21 protein-coding genes are annotated in these 16,173 nt (G+C 53.2%); 17 read left to right on the forward strand and 4 right to left on the reverse strand.

Annotation, left to right across the window (positions count from 1 at the left end; genetic code table 11):
- Window positions 1–82 precede the first annotated feature (82 nt).
- Both ABIE48_RS09755 and ABIE48_RS09760 read left to right on the forward strand, forming a co-directional pair.
- On the forward strand, window positions 83–1,006 hold the full coding sequence (locus ABIE48_RS09755; protein WP_192714684.1) for an ABC transporter ATP-binding protein: 924 nt from the start codon (window positions 83–85) through the stop codon (window positions 1,004–1,006).
- A complete protein-coding gene (locus tag ABIE48_RS09760) occupies window positions 999–1,697 on the forward strand; it encodes an ABC transporter permease (protein WP_192714683.1) in 699 nt (232 codons plus the stop codon). Before ABIE48_RS09755 ends, ABIE48_RS09760 begins: the two co-directional genes overlap by 8 nt.
- Before the next feature lie 135 nt (window positions 1,698–1,832).
- Here ABIE48_RS09760 and ABIE48_RS09765 read toward each other — a convergent pair whose 3' ends face one another.
- The gene (locus ABIE48_RS09765; RefSeq protein WP_192714682.1) at window positions 1,833–2,666 is read right to left on the reverse strand and encodes a class I SAM-dependent methyltransferase; all 834 of its coding nucleotides are present in this window, start codon (window positions 2,664–2,666) and stop codon (window positions 1,833–1,835) included.
- Window positions 2,663–3,901, reverse strand: a complete 1,239-nt coding sequence (pepT, locus tag ABIE48_RS09770; protein ID WP_145023124.1) for a peptidase T — start codon at window positions 3,899–3,901, stop codon at window positions 2,663–2,665. Before pepT ends, ABIE48_RS09765 begins: the two co-directional genes overlap by 4 nt.
- A 163-nt stretch (window positions 3,902–4,064) precedes the next feature.
- Here pepT and ABIE48_RS09775 point away from each other — a divergent pair, with 163 nt between their 5' ends.
- From ABIE48_RS09775 to murI, 6 genes are all read left to right on the forward strand, one after another.
- Window positions 4,065–4,262, forward strand: coding sequence for a hypothetical protein (locus ABIE48_RS09775; RefSeq protein ID WP_076167781.1), 198 nt, complete (start codon window positions 4,065–4,067; stop codon window positions 4,260–4,262).
- Entirely contained in the window at window positions 4,259–4,894 is a 636-nt protein-coding gene (locus ABIE48_RS09780; protein ID WP_192714681.1) for a pyridoxamine 5'-phosphate oxidase family protein, read from the forward strand. The genes ABIE48_RS09775 and ABIE48_RS09780 overlap by 4 nt, the downstream gene beginning before the upstream one ends.
- 36 nt (window positions 4,895–4,930) lie before the next feature.
- The gene (locus ABIE48_RS09785) at window positions 4,931–5,326 is read left to right on the forward strand and encodes a VOC family protein (RefSeq protein ID WP_192714680.1); all 396 of its coding nucleotides are present in this window, start codon (window positions 4,931–4,933) and stop codon (window positions 5,324–5,326) included.
- A 113-nt stretch (window positions 5,327–5,439) separates the two neighbouring features.
- On the forward strand, window positions 5,440–5,907 hold the full coding sequence (locus ABIE48_RS09790; RefSeq protein ID WP_145023123.1) for a DinB family protein: 468 nt from the start codon (window positions 5,440–5,442) through the stop codon (window positions 5,905–5,907).
- A 26-nt stretch (window positions 5,908–5,933) separates the two neighbouring features.
- Window positions 5,934–6,443 carry a GNAT family N-acetyltransferase gene (locus ABIE48_RS09795; protein WP_145021633.1) on the forward strand — a complete coding sequence of 170 codons (510 nt, stop codon included), beginning with the start codon at window positions 5,934–5,936 and terminating at the stop codon, window positions 6,441–6,443.
- 97 nt (window positions 6,444–6,540) lie between these two features.
- Window positions 6,541–7,347 (forward strand): glutamate racemase, encoded by an 807-nt coding sequence (murI, locus tag ABIE48_RS09800; protein WP_145021631.1) that lies wholly within the window; start codon window positions 6,541–6,543, stop codon window positions 7,345–7,347.
- Here murI and ABIE48_RS09805 read toward each other — a convergent pair.
- Window positions 7,344–8,114 carry an MBL fold metallo-hydrolase gene (locus tag ABIE48_RS09805; protein ID WP_260869230.1) on the reverse strand — a complete coding sequence of 257 codons (771 nt, stop codon included), beginning with the start codon at window positions 8,112–8,114 and terminating at the stop codon, window positions 7,344–7,346. The two genes, murI and ABIE48_RS09805, sit on opposite strands and share 4 nt — an antisense overlap.
- Window positions 8,115–8,309: 195 nt before the next feature.
- On the opposite strand from ABIE48_RS09805, the gene ABIE48_RS09810 reads away from it, so the two are divergent.
- From ABIE48_RS09810 to ABIE48_RS09820, 3 genes are read left to right on the forward strand one after another with little or no spacing between them, the layout of a single operon-like run.
- Window positions 8,310–9,305 (forward strand): tetratricopeptide repeat protein, encoded by a 996-nt coding sequence (locus tag ABIE48_RS09810; RefSeq protein WP_354518768.1) that lies wholly within the window; start codon window positions 8,310–8,312, stop codon window positions 9,303–9,305.
- Between the two features lie 52 nt (window positions 9,306–9,357).
- Window positions 9,358–9,795 carry a metallothiol transferase FosB gene (gene fosB, locus ABIE48_RS09815; RefSeq protein WP_192714679.1) on the forward strand — a complete coding sequence of 146 codons (438 nt, stop codon included), beginning with the start codon at window positions 9,358–9,360 and terminating at the stop codon, window positions 9,793–9,795.
- Window positions 9,792–10,376 (forward strand): histidine phosphatase family protein, encoded by a 585-nt coding sequence (locus tag ABIE48_RS09820; protein WP_192714678.1) that lies wholly within the window; start codon window positions 9,792–9,794, stop codon window positions 10,374–10,376. Before fosB ends, ABIE48_RS09820 begins: the two co-directional genes overlap by 4 nt.
- A gap of 49 nt (window positions 10,377–10,425) precedes the next feature.
- Here ABIE48_RS09820 and ABIE48_RS09825 read toward each other — a convergent pair whose 3' ends face one another.
- Window positions 10,426–10,758 carry a DUF3889 domain-containing protein gene (locus tag ABIE48_RS09825; protein ID WP_076167758.1) on the reverse strand — a complete coding sequence of 111 codons (333 nt, stop codon included), beginning with the start codon at window positions 10,756–10,758 and terminating at the stop codon, window positions 10,426–10,428.
- 95 nt (window positions 10,759–10,853) lie between these two features.
- Here ABIE48_RS09825 and ABIE48_RS09830 point away from each other — a divergent pair, with 95 nt between their 5' ends.
- From ABIE48_RS09830 to ABIE48_RS09855, 6 genes are all read left to right on the forward strand, one after another.
- Window positions 10,854–11,057 carry a hypothetical protein gene (locus ABIE48_RS09830; protein WP_192714677.1) on the forward strand — a complete coding sequence of 68 codons (204 nt, stop codon included), beginning with the start codon at window positions 10,854–10,856 and terminating at the stop codon, window positions 11,055–11,057.
- 15 nt (window positions 11,058–11,072) lie between these two features.
- Window positions 11,073–12,005, forward strand: a complete 933-nt coding sequence (pfkB, locus tag ABIE48_RS09835; RefSeq protein ID WP_192714676.1) for a 1-phosphofructokinase — start codon at window positions 11,073–11,075, stop codon at window positions 12,003–12,005.
- Between the two features lie 159 nt (window positions 12,006–12,164).
- Window positions 12,165–12,824, forward strand: coding sequence for an HAD family hydrolase (locus ABIE48_RS09840; protein WP_192714675.1), 660 nt, complete (start codon window positions 12,165–12,167; stop codon window positions 12,822–12,824).
- A gap of 235 nt (window positions 12,825–13,059) precedes the next feature.
- Window positions 13,060–14,118, forward strand: coding sequence for an ABC transporter substrate-binding protein (locus ABIE48_RS09845; RefSeq protein ID WP_192714674.1), 1,059 nt, complete (start codon window positions 13,060–13,062; stop codon window positions 14,116–14,118).
- Window positions 14,119–14,181: 63 nt separating this feature from the next.
- Entirely contained in the window at window positions 14,182–15,105 is a 924-nt protein-coding gene (locus tag ABIE48_RS09850; RefSeq protein ID WP_105443529.1) for an ABC transporter permease, read from the forward strand.
- Window positions 15,105–15,899: an ABC transporter ATP-binding protein gene (locus tag ABIE48_RS09855; RefSeq protein WP_145021616.1), complete on the forward strand. Its 795-nt coding sequence runs from the start codon at window positions 15,105–15,107 to the stop codon at window positions 15,897–15,899. Before ABIE48_RS09850 ends, ABIE48_RS09855 begins: the two co-directional genes overlap by 1 nt.
- Window positions 15,900–16,173: the final 274 nt, after the last annotated feature.

Raw genomic sequence — 16,173 nt, forward strand, 5'->3', positions numbered from 1 at the left:
TGAGTAAGAAAAATGATCCATTCCTTGCTTTACGATAGAAGTAATTCAAAGGATGAATATAGACGGGAGGATCATAACTCAAATGAGCGACGTCATTCGAACCTATGAGCTTACCAAAACGGTAAAGGGAAAAACGATTACTTCGAATGTTAATCTCACGGTAAAAAAAGGAGAAACTTACGGCTTGCTTGGACCGAACGGTGCCGGTAAAACGACGATCATGAAAATGCTCACGGGACTCATCATCCCCACATCGGGAGAAATCATGCTATTTGGCAAGAAGTTTACGGAATCTGCAAAAGACGGGTTAAAGCGAGTCGGGAGCATCATTGAATATCCGATATTTTTCGAACATCTAACAGCCATGGAGAACTTGCGGATTCACTGTGAATATCTGGGCTTTTATGACGGAAAGGCCATCACCCAAGCGCTGGATATGGTCAATTTGCATGGGATTGATGACAAGAAAGTGAAGGACTTCTCGCTTGGCATGAAACAGCGTCTGGGAATCGTCCGTGCCATGATTACGAAGCCTGAGCTGATTGTCCTGGATGAACCCACCAATGGGCTGGATCCCATCGGGATTAAAGATATGCGGGAATTAATCCGGATGTTAAACAAGGAATATGGCATAACGTTTCTCCTGTCTAGTCACATCCTGGGTGAAATCGAGCAGATGGCTGACCGAATCGGGATGATTCAGCACGGGAAACTGGTGAATGAAGTCGCACTGGCCGACATTCAGAAGTTGCGGACCGATTATATCGAACTGGTCACTTCGAATGTGCAGAAAACGGTCTATTTGCTTGAACATAAGCTCCAAATTTCCAACATCAAAATTGTGAAGGACACAAGGATTCGTGTATACGACACGGCCCGATCCACAAGTGATATTTCGAAAACATTGATATCGAACGATATTGAAATTGAGGAAATTCAGAAGCATACGAGTACGCTGGAAGACTATTTTTACCACCAAATCCAGGGGGGCGATAAGTTTGAATAAACTGATTGAGCTCGAGTGGAGAAAATTAGAGCAGAAAAAGGTTATCGGTGAAGTGATGATCTATTGGGTGATCCTTATGTTTCTTCCCGTTTTCTTTTTAAAAGTGGTCATGGCTGATTTAGTGTTCACGGATTTTGAGGAGAGTTATTCAAGCGCGATGGAGCTGATGTCGGCGATCCAAATGGGGTTTGTTCTGTTCGGCGCCTCCATGATTAATCACGTATTTATCGAGGAATATAAGAATAAAACGATGTCCCTTTCATTCGGATATCCCATTAGCCGCAAGAAACTGGTTATGGCCAAAGTTTGGTTTATCTTCCTGGCGGTTTTCCTGTGTACGCTTATATCTTTTGTTCTATCCGGAATTACCACCTATGTGTTCGATTTGTTCATCGACGTCATTCACGGACTGCCAACCCTCGCGGACATCATTTCGTTTACGGTCAAGTCGATCGTTCATTCCGCGGTTGTCTCGGTGATCAGCTTTGTTCCGCTGTTTTTGTTCGGGATCTGGAAGAGGGCGGTCATTCCGACCGTGATTTGCTCCGTTTTTCTCATGCAGTTCCCGAATTTCGCAGGACTGCTTCATATTCCGTTGAACACGAACATGTTATACGTAGTGCTGGGCCTGATTGGCTTGGTCAGTGTCTACTTGTCAATTGCCAAAGTGAATCAAGTGGGGGATATTTAGCGATGAAGATTTACTTTTAAGGGGATCAGGGCTGAAGAAGCAGGCAAAAAAATCAGGCGTCAGCAATTCGATTTGCTTCTCCTTCACTGAGGAGGAATGTCGAACCGGCTGCTTGGCCTGATTTTTTTGTCATCTTCAAGTTTTTCTTACGCCGAGCCTCATCCGGTAGCTGAACAAAACCTGCAGCGTCCTTTCCTGGAAGAAGTCAACGACGACCTGTTTGAAACGCTTAATGTCTTCATCCAGCTCCTTCGGGTTTAGCCGGAGGACCGTTTGAACTCCGCCCTGGCTCATTGCGATGCCGAAATACCTGTCAGCATCGCAATCCTCCGCATGATGGAACACAATTTCCTTGGCGAACCTGAAATGGCCGCTGTCCTTAATGGCCGCGAGATGCTTTTCCTTATCCCTTTTGACAGCCTGCTTCTCTTGGCTGAGCTGTTCGCGGATGATGCCGTCGGCCCGGTTGATCACTTCTTCGTAGGCTTGCTCCACCTGCCAATGCAGCGTCGGCGGCCAGTCGCAATCGTAGACGGCGAAGATGCCGTCGGGCTTCAGCACCCGGGCAGCCTCCAGCAGCGTGCTTGCCGGCTCCATCCAGTGAAAAGACTGCGAGCACGTAATAATATCGGCGGTTTCGCTGCTGACGGCAAGCTGGTTGGAGTAGCCTGCCATAAAGCGGATGTGGGCTGCATCCGTCATCTGCTCCAGCTTGGACTCCGCGACGCTGCGCATGTCGTCATTCGGCTCGATGCCGATAACCTGGTCCGCGTGCTTTTTCCAGGCAAGCGTGGACAGCCCGGTGCCGCAGCCCAGATCGAGCACCAGTTCCGGCTTGCGCTGAAGGTACCCAGTCAGGAGGGACGTCACCAGAGGAGGCGCTGCGGGCCGGTAGCGGTCGTAGGTATCCCCGTATCCGGAGAAACGTTCGATATTGCGCTGGTTGTTTCCCTCCGGAACGACGCTCATACGCCTCTTGCTTCAAAGCGCTTCAGAATTTCGATGATGACCTGTACCGACTTCAGCATATTGTCGACGGAAATGTATTCGAACTTGCCGTGGAAGTTTTCACCACCCGTAAAAATATTCGGCGTCGGCAGCCCCATATAGGAGAGCTGGGAACCGTCCGTTCCGCCGCGGATCGGCTTGACAATCGGCGTGATGCCCAGGCTTTCCATCGCTTCGTAGGCTACGTCGACGATCTCTTTTACCGGCTCGATTTTTTCCCTCATGTTGTAGTACTGATCGCGCATTTCCAGGATGACGCGCTCCTCGCCGTATTTTGCCTGAAGCTGCTTCACGACCTGGGTCAGATGCTCCTTCTTGGCGGCAAATTCCGTCCGGTCAAAATCGCGGATGATGTACTCCATTTTTGTGCGTTCGGTATCTCCGTTCTGCGAGAGCAGATGATAGAATCCTTCATAGCCTTCCGTATGCTCGGGCGCCTGCTCCGGTGGAAGCATGGAATTGAGCTCCATGGCGATTTTGATCGAGTTTACCATCTTGTTCTTCGCCGTGCCCGGATGAACGTTGGTGCCTTGGATCGTGATGCTTGCCTTGGCTGCATTAAAGCTCTCGTATTCCAGCTCGCCAAGAGGACCGCCGTCCACGGTGTAGGCAAAATCGGCGTTGAAAGCCGCAACATCGAATTTCTCGGGGCCGCGGCCGATTTCCTCGTCGGGAGTAAACGCGACTCTTACCGTCCCGTGCTTGATTTCCGGATGGCCGATCAGGTAAGCCATCGCCGTCATGATTTCGGCAATGCCGGCTTTGTTATCTGCGCCAAGCAGGGTCGTTCCGTCCGTCGTGATCAGCGTGTGCCCTTTGTACTGAGGCAGCTCAGGAAACAGCTTTTGGGAAAGGACGACGCCTAGTCCTGCGTTCAGAACGATATCGCCTCCGTCATAGTTGTCGACGATTTGCGGATTGACGCCTTTGCCGGTAAAATCCGTTGCGGTATCCACATGGGCTAGGAAGCCGATCGTCGGCACGCCATCCTTGTCCGTATTGGAAGGAAGCGTGGCCATGACATAGCCGTTCTCATCCATCGTGACGTCCTTCATGCCGATGGAATTCAGCTCTTCCACCAGCATGCGCGCGAGTGTAAGCTGTCCCGGGGTCGAAGGTGTGGTGCTGCTTTCTTCATTCGATTGGGTCTCCACCCTGGCGTAAGTGATTAACCGTTCCGTGAGTTCCTGTTTCAACATCCTTCATCTCCCTTTATGTAAATGGTGTACTACTTGATATGATATCATGGGCAAGGGGCAAATTCACAAGCTTGATCCGAAAAGCCGAAGTGATAAGCGCCCGTCCGGCTGTCTTCCCTGTCCAAAACGATTATAATAGGTTCATGGAGGTGCGTTGGAAGTGTCGGTTAACGTGTTCAGCCTTGTATTTTCGCTTGTCGTGATCGGCTTGATCCTTTTGTTTTTCTTCGGCTTGTTCAAATACGTATCCAACGGCAGCAGGCATGTCAGAAATTCTGATGCCGCCTTGAGGAGAGTTGAGGAGAAGCTGGATTATATTATATACAAAATGAATGAGAAACAGGGGGATGAGCGATGACGGCAAGTCCTTTTAAGGCAATCATTCAATCGGAGGAGGAGCTTCGATTACTGAGCAGTCCTCCCAGCGAACTGGTCAGGAACAAGGTTATTACGCGTTTGGATTCCCACTGCCGCGAATTTATTTCCAAGTCTCCGCTGCTGCTCCTTTCCACGAGTGACGCGGAGGGCAGCTGCGACGTATCACCCCGCGGGGATGCACCGGGCTTTGTATACATATTGGATGATACGCGGCTGGTCATTCCGGAAAGACCAGGTAATCGGAGGTATGATTCGCTGCTAAATATTTTGCAGAACCCGAGTGCCGGGCTGATCTTTATCATTCCAGGTCTGGAGGAGACGCTCCGGATTAACGGAAAGGCCTGCATTACTGCGGATCCTGAGCTGATGGAGAAACTATCCGCCCAGGGGAAAATCCCGCAAATAGGCATCGGCGTGGAGGTCGAGGAGTGCTATATTCACTGTGCCAAAGCCTTCAAGCGCTCCAAGCTGTGGGATCCGGAACAATGGCCGAAGCGGGAGAACCTGCCAAATCCTGCCGCCATCATTGCGGATCATGTGCGCGGATTAAAGGTTACGGAGGAGCAGGTCGCACGGTCGCTGGCGGAAAGCTACGAAAAGCGATTATATTAATAGAACTGATATGATCTTTAATAGGGGGCGCTGGCTTTGAGTATCATTCCGATGTTGGCCGTTCATGATGCTGCCGCTGCAATTTCTTTTTACCAATCGGTGTTTGGCGCGACGGAAGCGAACCGGATGGTTACGGAAGACGGGAAAACATCGCATGCTGAAATCCGGGTCGGTGATGCGCGGTTCATGGTCGCGGACGAATTTCCGGAGCATAATACCGCAGCGGAAACACTCGGTGGGACGCCGGTGATTTTGTATATCACCGTTGAGGATGCATTGGAAACAGTGAACAACGCCGTTGCGGCTGGAGCGGCCATACTTAGGAAGGTTGCCGCACAGCCACACGGGGACTTGGTTGGGAAGATCAAGGATCCGTTCGGCCATGTCTGGATGGTTGCCGAGCCCTTGAAGACCGTACCGCAGGAAAAATAATTTAAGGAAATTGAAACTGCCGAACAATTTTCCCGGGGGCCCGCCCGGTCGGGGCAAGCGTCGGGTTCATAACATGAACAATGAGCGCAGGAACACTGCGCCAGGAGGAAATGATGAAATCCCTTTTTCTATATAATTGGCAGGTACGCGATGAATGGTTTGATGTCTGCGCACAGTTAAGTCATGAAGAATTACTGAAGGAGCGAACGGGCGGAGTTGGCTCCATCCTGAAAACCTTGTTCCACATCGCTGACGTCGAGTACAGTTGGATGCTGGCTGCCGAAGGCAAGGAGGCTGCAGAACCAAAATTCGAGGATTTCGCGACCCTGAGCAAAGTCAGAGCCTTGTCCGACAGCTACGTGACAGAGCTTCGTCCGCTGATTCTGAGCCGAAGTCCTGAGCGGGACGGGGAAATCGTCAAGGCCGCCTGGCATGCCGGACCCTTGCGTTACGGGGAGGTCGCAAAGCACGTCATCGCCCATGAAATTCATCATATGGGTCAGCTGTCCGTTTGGGCCAAAGAGCTTCATGTGCCAAGGGTTTCGGCCAATTTTATCGGCCGTGGACTTGGTGAGCAGTAAAACTTGAAGGAAGGTAACCATTAGGCATGGAAATACAGATTCAACCGATGACCCGGGAAGCTGCCGCCCGGATATCGACATGGCGCTATCCGGCGCCGTACGACTTCTATAGTATGGCAGCAGATGAAGAAGATATATTGGAGCTGATGAACGGGGATTATGCAGCAGCGTCGGACTCCGCCGGAAATTTGGTCGGTTTTTACTGCACGGGCAATTCAGCCCGTGTTGCCGGAGGTTATGGGGCCGGTCTATACGAAGATGATACCTGCGTTGATTACGGATTGGGCATGAATCCCGAGCTGACGGGGCGGGGCGCCGGCCTGGATTTTGTAAAAGCAGGCATGGCTTATGTTTCCGATAAGTTTCCCGGGAAGGGAATCCGCCTAGCGGTGGCCAAATTCAATCAGCGTGCCGCAAAGGTATACAGCAGGGCAGGATTCAGGGAGACCTGCGAGTTCTCCTCGATGGTAGGGGGGCGGAACGTGCTCTTTATCGGCATGGTTTACAGATTTCCCGAAGATGCCCGGACAACATGATATAATAACTCCGGGGCTGACGGCCCCGGATGGAACATCGCCGGGCAGCCATTCATATGCGCCCGGAGCAATTATTAAGAAAAATCAGGTGAACAACATGCGAATTGCGCTTTTTGATTCAGGCCTCGGCGGACTGACCGTGCTGTCTGAAGCCGTAAAGCAGCTGCCCAACGAAGACTTTTTATTTTTTGCAGACACGCTTCACGTTCCTTACGGAACCAAGACAAAGGATCAGGTTCTGGATTATGTCCGCCAGTCCGTGGACATGATTCTGCAGGACGAGATCAAAGCGCTTGTCATTGCCTGCAATACGGCGACAAGCGCCGCGGCGGAGGAGCTTCGCCGGGAATACGACATTCCGATCATCGGGATGGAGCCTGCGGTTAAGCCCGCAGTTGAAATGAACCGGCTGACCGGGAAAAGGGTGCTGGTGGCGGCAACCCCGCTGACCCTGCACCAGTCTAAATACACCCAGCTCGTTTCCAGGGTGGATGACCACAGCATCGTAGACTCCCTGCCGCTCCCCGAGCTGGTCGGATACTGCGAATCGCTGGAGTTCGACCCGGACCGGATGACACGGTATTTTCTGGATAAATTTGCCGATTACCGGCTGGAAGAATACGGAACCCTGGTGCTCGGATGCACGCATTATCCCTTCTATACCCGGATCTTGAGGCAAATTCTGCCGCCGCATATTGAGATTATTGACGGGAGCGCCGGGACGGTGCGGAGGCTGGACTATATTCTTAAGAAAACGGCAACGTCCGGAACGCAGCGCGGAGGAGATATCCGCTTTGCCTGTTCCAGCGGGGATCCGGAATATATGGCAAAAATGCATAGAGCTTACGACTACTACAGCACTCAGGTTGCGGGCTGCGAACGGGCCGTTGATCCTTCTTTCTAAAGGGAACGCTGCGTTCCGCTTAGCTCTAGTAGCCGCTGTACAACGGATCCTTCAAGTTTTCCGCCGTGGTAGCAAATAACGAATGATATGTCGTAGGCGGCCAGTTGGGCGATGGACTGCGTCGCAAGCGGCATATCGACGGTCGTGTCGGGATCCGGCCCATGCAGCTCTCCGTCAACGACCCGGAGGGCGTCGGCCGCAATCAGAGTCCGGGTCGGCCGATGGTATAAACTTATATGCCCGGGAGTGTGCCCCGGTGTGCCAATCACGACGATGCCGCCACAGATGGGGAGCTCTTCCCCTTCATGGATGATTGTATCGACAGGCGACCGGGGTGGATTCTCCAGCGTAGAAATAAAGGCATTACGCCATTCTGCAGGTACTTCCGGAGGCAGAGACGCTTTGGCCCGTTCGATCGCCTCCGGGGTTACCTTGATCAAACGCTTTTCACCCTGAATATAGGGCCTTTCTTCTTGACTGGACATGACTTCGACCGGACGAGGGGCGTGCTGGCGTATGGCTGGCAGGCTGCCGATATGATCCAGATCCTGATGCGTAATGATGACATGGGTAATCGAATCGATCGATAGGCCATGGGACTTCATCGCTTCCCGCAAGAGGGGATACTGACCGGGGTAGCCGGTGTCAATCAGGAGCGTATCGTTTCCGTCCGTAATGACCGCAGGGTGAACGGTGTTAACGCTGCCCATCATGACGGCGGATACGTCCAGCATAAACACGTTTGCGGCAGTTTGGTTCGTACTCATCCTTCGATTCCTCCCTAATTCCAACTCATGGATTTTAAGACAGAGTCTATATTACGGACAGGAAAGTCGGATGTCAAAATAAATATTTTATTATACCACAAAACTGTTATCTTGTCAATATTTATTTTTGGTACTATATGCAATATGGTAATCCGGCGTTTTTTGCAAAAATTTCAACATGAAGGGGGCCCAGCGATGCGCGATGTACAGTACCCTGTCCTGCATACGGAGAGGCTGAGGTTGAGGCCGCTTGAGCCGGAGGACCGGGAAGACGTCTTTCGGCTGTTCTCCAACCCGGAAGTAACCCGGTTCATGGATATCGAGCCTTTGGTGAGCCTGGAGGAAGCGGACGAAATTATTGCGCTTACCCGCAGTTCCGGCTGCAGGTATGCCATATTTGACCGTGACAACGATACGTTTATGGGCACCTGCGGATTCCACTGCTGGGTCAAGGACGGCGAAAGGGAAAGGGCGGAAATGGGCTATGATCTGTGTCCGGAGTATTGGGGCAGCGGTTATATGCCTGAGGCGCTCGAAGAATTGATGAAGGTCGGCTTTGAAGTGATGAAGCTGGATGAGATCGAGGCCCATGTGGAGCGGGATCATCCTCGATCGCAAAAGGTTCTGAGAAGGCTCGGTTTTCGGGAAAACCACCTGCGGGACGGCCATTTGATCGTTTTCAGGGCCGGAAGAGAGGATTTTTCCGGGCGCCGCACCTTCAGGAACGCCGTAACGCTCCGGCAGTCAGGGAATGCCGAGCAGTCCAAGGGAATTTGGCTTTCCCTGCTGGCGGAACATCCTGAGCATCCAGTGATCTTGTATCAGACCGCATGGACCCACGACGTACTAGGCTTGGAGAAGGAAGCCGTGCCTTATTATGAAAAGGCGATTTCGCTCGGACTGCAGGACGATGAGCTGGCAGGGGCGATGCTTGGGCTCGGCAGTACATACCGTACGCTGGGACGATATGAGGACGCAAAGTCGCTGTTGAAGCAGGCGATGGAGAAGTTTCCCGAACGCAGGGAGTTTTCTGTTTTTTACGCCATGGCTCTGTACAATTTGGGGGAGCATGCCGCTGCAATGGAGGAGCTCCTCGGACAGCTTGCGGAAACCAGCGCGGACAGCGGGATCCAAGCGTACCGGAAGGCGATTGCCTTTTATGCCGATAAGCTGGATCAGGTGTGGGATTAGCCTTGTTAACGGCCAGCGGTGGGGTACGAAAAGGCTGAATGCAGGAGGAATCATGAACATACAGGGTGTGAATCATTTTTGTTTTTCCGTTTCGGATCTGGATCGGTCCATCGCTTTTTACAGAGACGTTCTGGGCGCCCAGCTGCTTGTGCAGGGCCGGAAGCTGGCTTACTTTGATCTTGCCGGACTCTGGATTGCACTGAATCAGGAGGATGCGGAGCGGGGGGATACACCATCGACTTATACTCATATCGCATTTACGGTGAAAGATCAGGATTTCGAAGCCTGGCTGTCCCGACTACAGAGTTACGGCGTTCGCGTACTTGAGGGCAGGCTGCGGGATGAGCGGGACAAGTTCTCGGTATATTTCCTGGACCCGGACGGGCACCGGTTTGAGCTTCATACCGGCACGCTTGCGGATCGGCTCGCCTATTATCGGGAGACGAAGGGCCATATGAAGTTTTACGACAAGGAGGATGTTGGCAAATGACTACGATCGGATTTGTAAGGCACGGCATCACGGATTGGAACATTGAGCGCAGGGCGCAAGGCCAGACGGATATCCCTTTGAACGAAACCGGGCGGGCCCAGGCAAGAGCCTTGGCTGCACGGCTGAAGAAAGAGCAGTGGGACGCCGTCTATGCCAGCGATTTGTCGCGGGCGCGGGAAACCGCCGAAACGATTGCAGTCGCGCTGGGGCTCACCGTCCGGGTCGATCCGCGGCTGCGGGAAATCCACTGCGGTCAGATCGAAGGAACGGTCGAGGAAGACCGGGTGCTTCGATGGGGTTATGATTGGGCTTCGCTGGATCTCGGGATCGAGACCGACGACTCGATGATTGCCAGAGGAATGGAGGCGGTCATGGACATTTGCGCCAGCCATCCTGAAGATCGCGTCCTCGTGGTGAGCCACGGGGCGCTGATCGGCACGCTGCTTCCTGTTCTGATTCCGCACACGGACACGTCCGAGCATCTGCATAACACATCCATCACCGTCATCCGAAAGATCGAGGAGAGCTGGGAATGCGGGCTTTTCAACTGCGTCAAGCATTTGGAGCAGCTGGCGATCTGAACGAGCCTGCTGTGACGATCTGAACAAGTTTGCTGTTAAGGCTTGTATTTTAAGGCTGTGTGTCTCTGAACTTAATGGATATCAGTCTTTCGGTCACCGTGTTAAACCGGACGGTAGCCAGCACAGCTGCCGGCATACCCTGCCGGCTCAGCAGCAGCTTGAACGTTTCCTCCGCTTCCGTCGGCGACAGATTGATGCGTCCGATATGCAGGTAATCCGTAATTTCCGAGTTGTATTTTTTCTGGGCTTCCTTCACGGCGATCAGGCCCCACTTGGCGTAGGGAGGATCAACGGAAGGGTCCGGCTCGGCAACGAGCAGCGAGAGAGACAGCGCGAGGGACAAGGCGACGGATTTGACGAATACGGCGGACATCCACTTCATAGCTCTATAGCCTCCTGAATATAAATCTGACCGTTCACGTGATGCGAGAAGTGCCGGCATACATAGAATTCCCATGTTTTGCAGGTCTATGAGGAATGCAGCCATGGTTTATCCGCAATGAAATCGGCAGGGTCGTGCTACATAGTGGAATCGTGCTCGTGGTTTCGGGCTTGTCCGGAAGCCTGTATTCGTCAACCCCAAGCTGGGACAAAGCTTTCCAAACATTGCAACATGAAGGCAGATGGTACCACACGGCGGAGAAACAGGCATCGGAGCTGCCTTGCGAAATCAAGCCATAGATGGGATGGGATCTTATGATAACGACCGTAACGATGAACGCAGCCATTGACAAAACATACTACTTGCCGGCATTTCCGCACGGGAAGGTATCCCGAGTCAGACAATATCTGGCGGCCCCCGGGGGGAAAGGCATTAATGTGGCGAAAGTCGCCGCACAGCTCGGGGCGGAGGTTACCGCATCGGGCATCGTCGGCGGCATGAACGGGGAAATCATCAAGAAGCAGCTGGATGGTATGAGCATTGCGCATCAATTTGTCGCCGTGGAAGGGGAGTCGAGACTATGCCTCAACATCATCGATGAAGAGACCGGGTCGTCGACAGAGCTTCTGGAGCCCGGTCCGGTGGTGGATAACCGGGCACTTGACGCGATGGAGCAGACGATAGCCGCTCTGGCACGCACATCGAAAGTCGTCTGCATCAGCGGCAGCCTGCCGGCCGGGGCCCCGGCCGATTATTACATCCGTCTTGTCGGCGCGGCTAAGAAGGAAGGGGCATTTGTGATTCTTGACGCCAGCGGTGACGCGCTCCGCTTCGGACTGCAGGCGAATCCGGATATGATCAAGCCCAACGAAGAAGAGGTTGCTGCTCTGCTTGGCACGGGCATCCGGGATGAGCAGGAGCTGCTCCGGGCGATGGAAGACTTGCTCCGCGAGTACAGGATGGAGCGCGTCTGCGTGTCGCTCGGGGGTGCCGGATCGCTGACCGTCACATCGCAGGGACGTTATCGCGCCGTAACCCCTCCGATTCAGGTGGTCAATACGGTAGGCTGCGGCGATTCCTTTGTGGCGGGCATGGCCGTGTCGCTGCTGAAGCAGCTCCCCGCCGAGGAAGGCATCGCTATGGCCGCTGCCGCGGGAACGGCGAACGCCTTATCGGCCATGGCCGGCAGCGTAGATCCGGACACCTTCCGCCGACTGCTTGACCAAGTGGAGATCAGCAGAATTTAAGATCCGAATGACAGCATTATATTTGTGCACAGGCTGCGGTTCCTGAATCGCGGCCTGTTTGACTACATGGTGATATCAGGGAGGAATAGCCCTGCCGCAAGGCGAATCTATTAATGCGGCTTTACAGCCCATTGACAAGATAAAGAAGGGGTGAACGGCTTGATTCAAGCATTGATTTTTGATTTTGACGGTCTCATCGTCGATACCGAAACGCCGGCCTATCACGCTTTCTGTGAGATTTACCGGGAGCATGGCACCGAGCTACCGCTGGAGACGTACGCGAAGTGCGTCGGCACCAATTTCGACGTATTTAATCCGTATACGTATTTGTCCGAGTGCCTGGGCAGGGAAGTGGATCCGGCCCTTGTCAAGGAACAGGTCAATGTCATCTACCGGGAGCTGCTTAAGGATGTTGAAGTCAGACCGGGGGTTGAGGACTATTTAACTGAGGCCAAGCGGCTCGGGCTGAAGATCGCGCTGGCATCAAGCTCTTATTACAACTGGATTGAGCCATATTTCAACAAATTCGAACTGGAATCTTACTTCGACGTTATTTGTACTGCGGACCTCGTGTCCAAGGTCAAACCGGATCCCGAGCTGTACCTGCTGGCATTGCAGAAGCTGGAGGTAAATCCGGATCAGGCGGTGTCTTTTGAGGATTCGCTTAACGGCTTTATTGCAGCCAAAGGAGCAGGCGTACATACGGTGATCGTGCCTAATTCGATGACCCAGACCTTCCCTTTTGAAGGCTATGATATGATGATTTCCAGCATGTCGGAGATGAAGCTGCAGGATCTTGTCCGGGAGCTGGAAGCGTAAGGCTGCAAAAGCCCGGAAAAACCTGTACTTTTTTGCAACTTATTGATTGACGTATATTGGCAGTGCCCCTTATGATAATGAATAATCCAGTGGTTATTTAATTCTATGAAAAATATCCGGGCGGGTAGTTCATGTACCCGTGTGCTCCGCTTGATACGGTATTTTTCGCACTTATTTACTTTAATGCTTTCGTATATGACAGCGTTAAAGAAGAGAATCGGAAGGGGTTATGAACATGAAAAAGAGAAATTTGCTATTATCCGTCGTGATGTCCGCACTCCTCGTAACCATGGCGGCCGGCTGCGGAAACTCGGGCACCAAGTCCAGTGAAGCCGGGTCAGGTAGCGGAACCGGGACCGATGCAGGTAGCACAGACAAAAAAACCTACACCGTAGCCATTTCGCAAATCGTCGAGCATCCTTCCCTGGATGCCACGCGCGAGGGCTTCATCGCCGCATTGAAGGATGCGGGGATTACGGAAGGCGATAACCTGAAGATCGATTTCAACAACGCGCAGGGAGATCCGGCTAACAACCTTTCTATTGCCCAAAAGATCGCCTCCGGTAAAAATGATCTCGTGCTCGGCATTTCTACCGGCTCGGCGCAAGCGCTCGTTCAGCAGGTGAAAGATACGCCGGTGCTGTTCGCGGCGGTTACCGATCCGGTGGATGCCAAGATCGTCTCAAACCTGGATCAACCAGGGGGCAACGTAACCGGGGGCTCGGACACGAATCCGGTAGCGGTTCAACGTCTGATGGACTTCATTGCTGAGAGCTTCCCGAACGTGAAGAACGTCGGCATTGTCATTAACGAAGGCGAGCCTAACGCGATCGTGATGGCTAAAAATGCCGAGGAAACGCTGAAAAAGCATAACATCAAGCTGGTGCGCGCGGCGGTAACCAACACATCGGAAGTGAAACAGGCCGCCGAGTCCTTGGTGGGACGGGTGGATGCGCTGTTCATTACGCTGGACAATACCGTTGTTGACGGCGTCGATTCCATTATCCAGCTGGCGAACGAGAAGCACATTCCGTTCTTCTCCAGCGACCGGGATACGGTCGAGAAGGGCGCCTTCGCTACGGTCGGTTTTAAATACTACGACCATGGCTACCAGGTAGGCCAGATGGCGGTCGATATTTTGAAGAACGGCAAGAAGCCGGGCGACATGAAGGTATCGGTGCAGGAGAAGCTGGACCTGATTCTGAACCTGAAGGCGGCTGAAGCGCAGGGAATCACAGTAACCGACGCCATGAAAGACAAAGTAACGGACAAAGAAAACGATATTATTCAGTAATCGAGCGATGGGGAGTGGCCGGAATCTTCGTCCACTCCCTTCGTCATAAGGGAGGCTGACACCATGCTGGATTCACTACTGGGAGCACTTGAGCTCGGGCTGCTGTACTCGCTGATGGCGCTCGGCGTATATATCACGTATCGTATTCTTGATTTTCCGGATCTGACGGTGGATGGCAGCTTCACCACCGGCGGCGGGATTGCCGCCGTGATGATTACCCACGGCTACAACCCGTGGCTGGCAAGCCTGGCGGCGTTCGGCGGCGGGCTTCTCGCGGGAATTTGTACCGGACTTCTTCATACCAAGGGGAAAATCAATGCCCTGTTATCCGGTATTATCATGATGATTGCGCTGTATTCGATCAACATGCGGATTATGGGAAAACCGAACACGTCCCTGCTTGGGGAAAGCACCGTTTTTTCATCAGTGAACGCTTTCATTACGATGCCGATCGCGGTGATTCTGATTTTGCTTCTGCTGAATCTGTTCCTACGGACCGATTTGGGGCTTGCATTACGCGCGACGGGAGATAACGCACGGATGATCCGCAGTTTCGGCGCCAATACAGACACGACAACGGTTCTCGGCGTCAGCCTGGCCAATGGACTGGTCGCCCTCTCCGGCGCACTGGTTGCTCAGGAGTCAGGATTCGCGGATATTTCCATGGGGATCGGCATGATCGTCATCGGGCTGGCTTCCGTCATTATCGGTGAGGCGATATTCGGAGCGACGAATGTGATCCATACGACCATTTCCGTCGTGCTCGGAGCGATCGTGTACCGGATCGTCGTGGCGCTCGCGCTCCGGGTGGAATGGCTCGATACGTCCGACCTGAAGCTCATCACGGCCATCATCGTGATCATCGCTTTGGTGCTTCCAACCGCAAGGCGCGCCCTTCGGCAGAAGCAGCTGGCCAAGCGCCGAACCGAAGAGCTGTCCAGCCAGCTGGGCAGCAGAACAAGCCGGACGGTCGGAGGTGATTTCTGATGCTGGAGCTGAGCAGAGTATCGAAGCTGTTTAACCCGGGCACGCCGGATGAAAAAATTGCGCTGCACGACATTTCGTTGAAGCTGAATCCCGGCGACTTCGTCACGGTGATCGGAAGTAACGGGGCGGGCAAGTCCACGCTGATGAACATCATTTCCGGCGTCATGAAGCCCGATGCAGGGGATGTGCGGATCGAGGGTGCGGTGATCAGCCAGCTTCCGGAATTCCGCCGGAGCCGCTGGATCGGTCGCGTATTCCAGGATCCGATGGCTGGCACTGCTCCCCACATGACGATCGAGGAAAACCTGGCAATGGCTTATACGAGAGGCAAGCAGAGAGGATTGGGGCTGAGCATCAAGTCCGGCCGGCGGGCGATGTTCAAGGAAGAGCTGTCCAAGCTCGGCATCGGCCTGGAAGGGCGGCTGCGGGCGAAGGTCGGTTTGCTGTCCGGAGGAGAGCGTCAGGCACTCAGCTTGTTGATGGCCACATTCACCAAGCCGCAAATTTTGCTGCTGGATGAGCATACCGCGGCGCTGGACCCTGCAAGGGCGGAGTTGATCACGCGGCTCACCGACCGGATTGTCCGGGAGCTGAACCTGACGACCCTGATGGTCACGCACAATATGGAGCAGGCGATCCGGCTCGGCAATCGTTTGATCATGATGGACAAGGGCAGAATCATTCTGGACATCAATGAACAGCGAAAAAAAACGCTGACCGTCGAAGAGCTTCTGGCTGAATTCGAACAGATCAGCGGACACAAGCTTGCCGACGACCGGGTTGTCTTGGGATAATATCTTGAAGAATGAAGGGAAGAGGGCCTTCGCGGTTAAAGCCGGCGGAGGCCCTCTTTTTTGCTGCAGCAACGTGGGGAATCTATTGAATCCGAGCAAGAGAACTGCTTGGGCTTATCCACTGGAAACCACCTGCAGGGGCTTAAGTGATGCGGCCCGTCAACGGTTCATCCTGCCTCGAAGATAACTCTAGTTATTGAAATTCGTTCCAACAAGTTCTAAAATACTTAATTGAATGAACTGGTCACTCTATAGTCATTAGAAGAAAGAGAAC

The sequence above is a fragment of the Paenibacillus sp. OAE614 genome, assembly GCF_040546645.1.
Lineage (GTDB): Bacteria > Bacillota > Bacilli > Paenibacillales > Paenibacillaceae > Paenibacillus_AQ > Paenibacillus_AQ favisporus.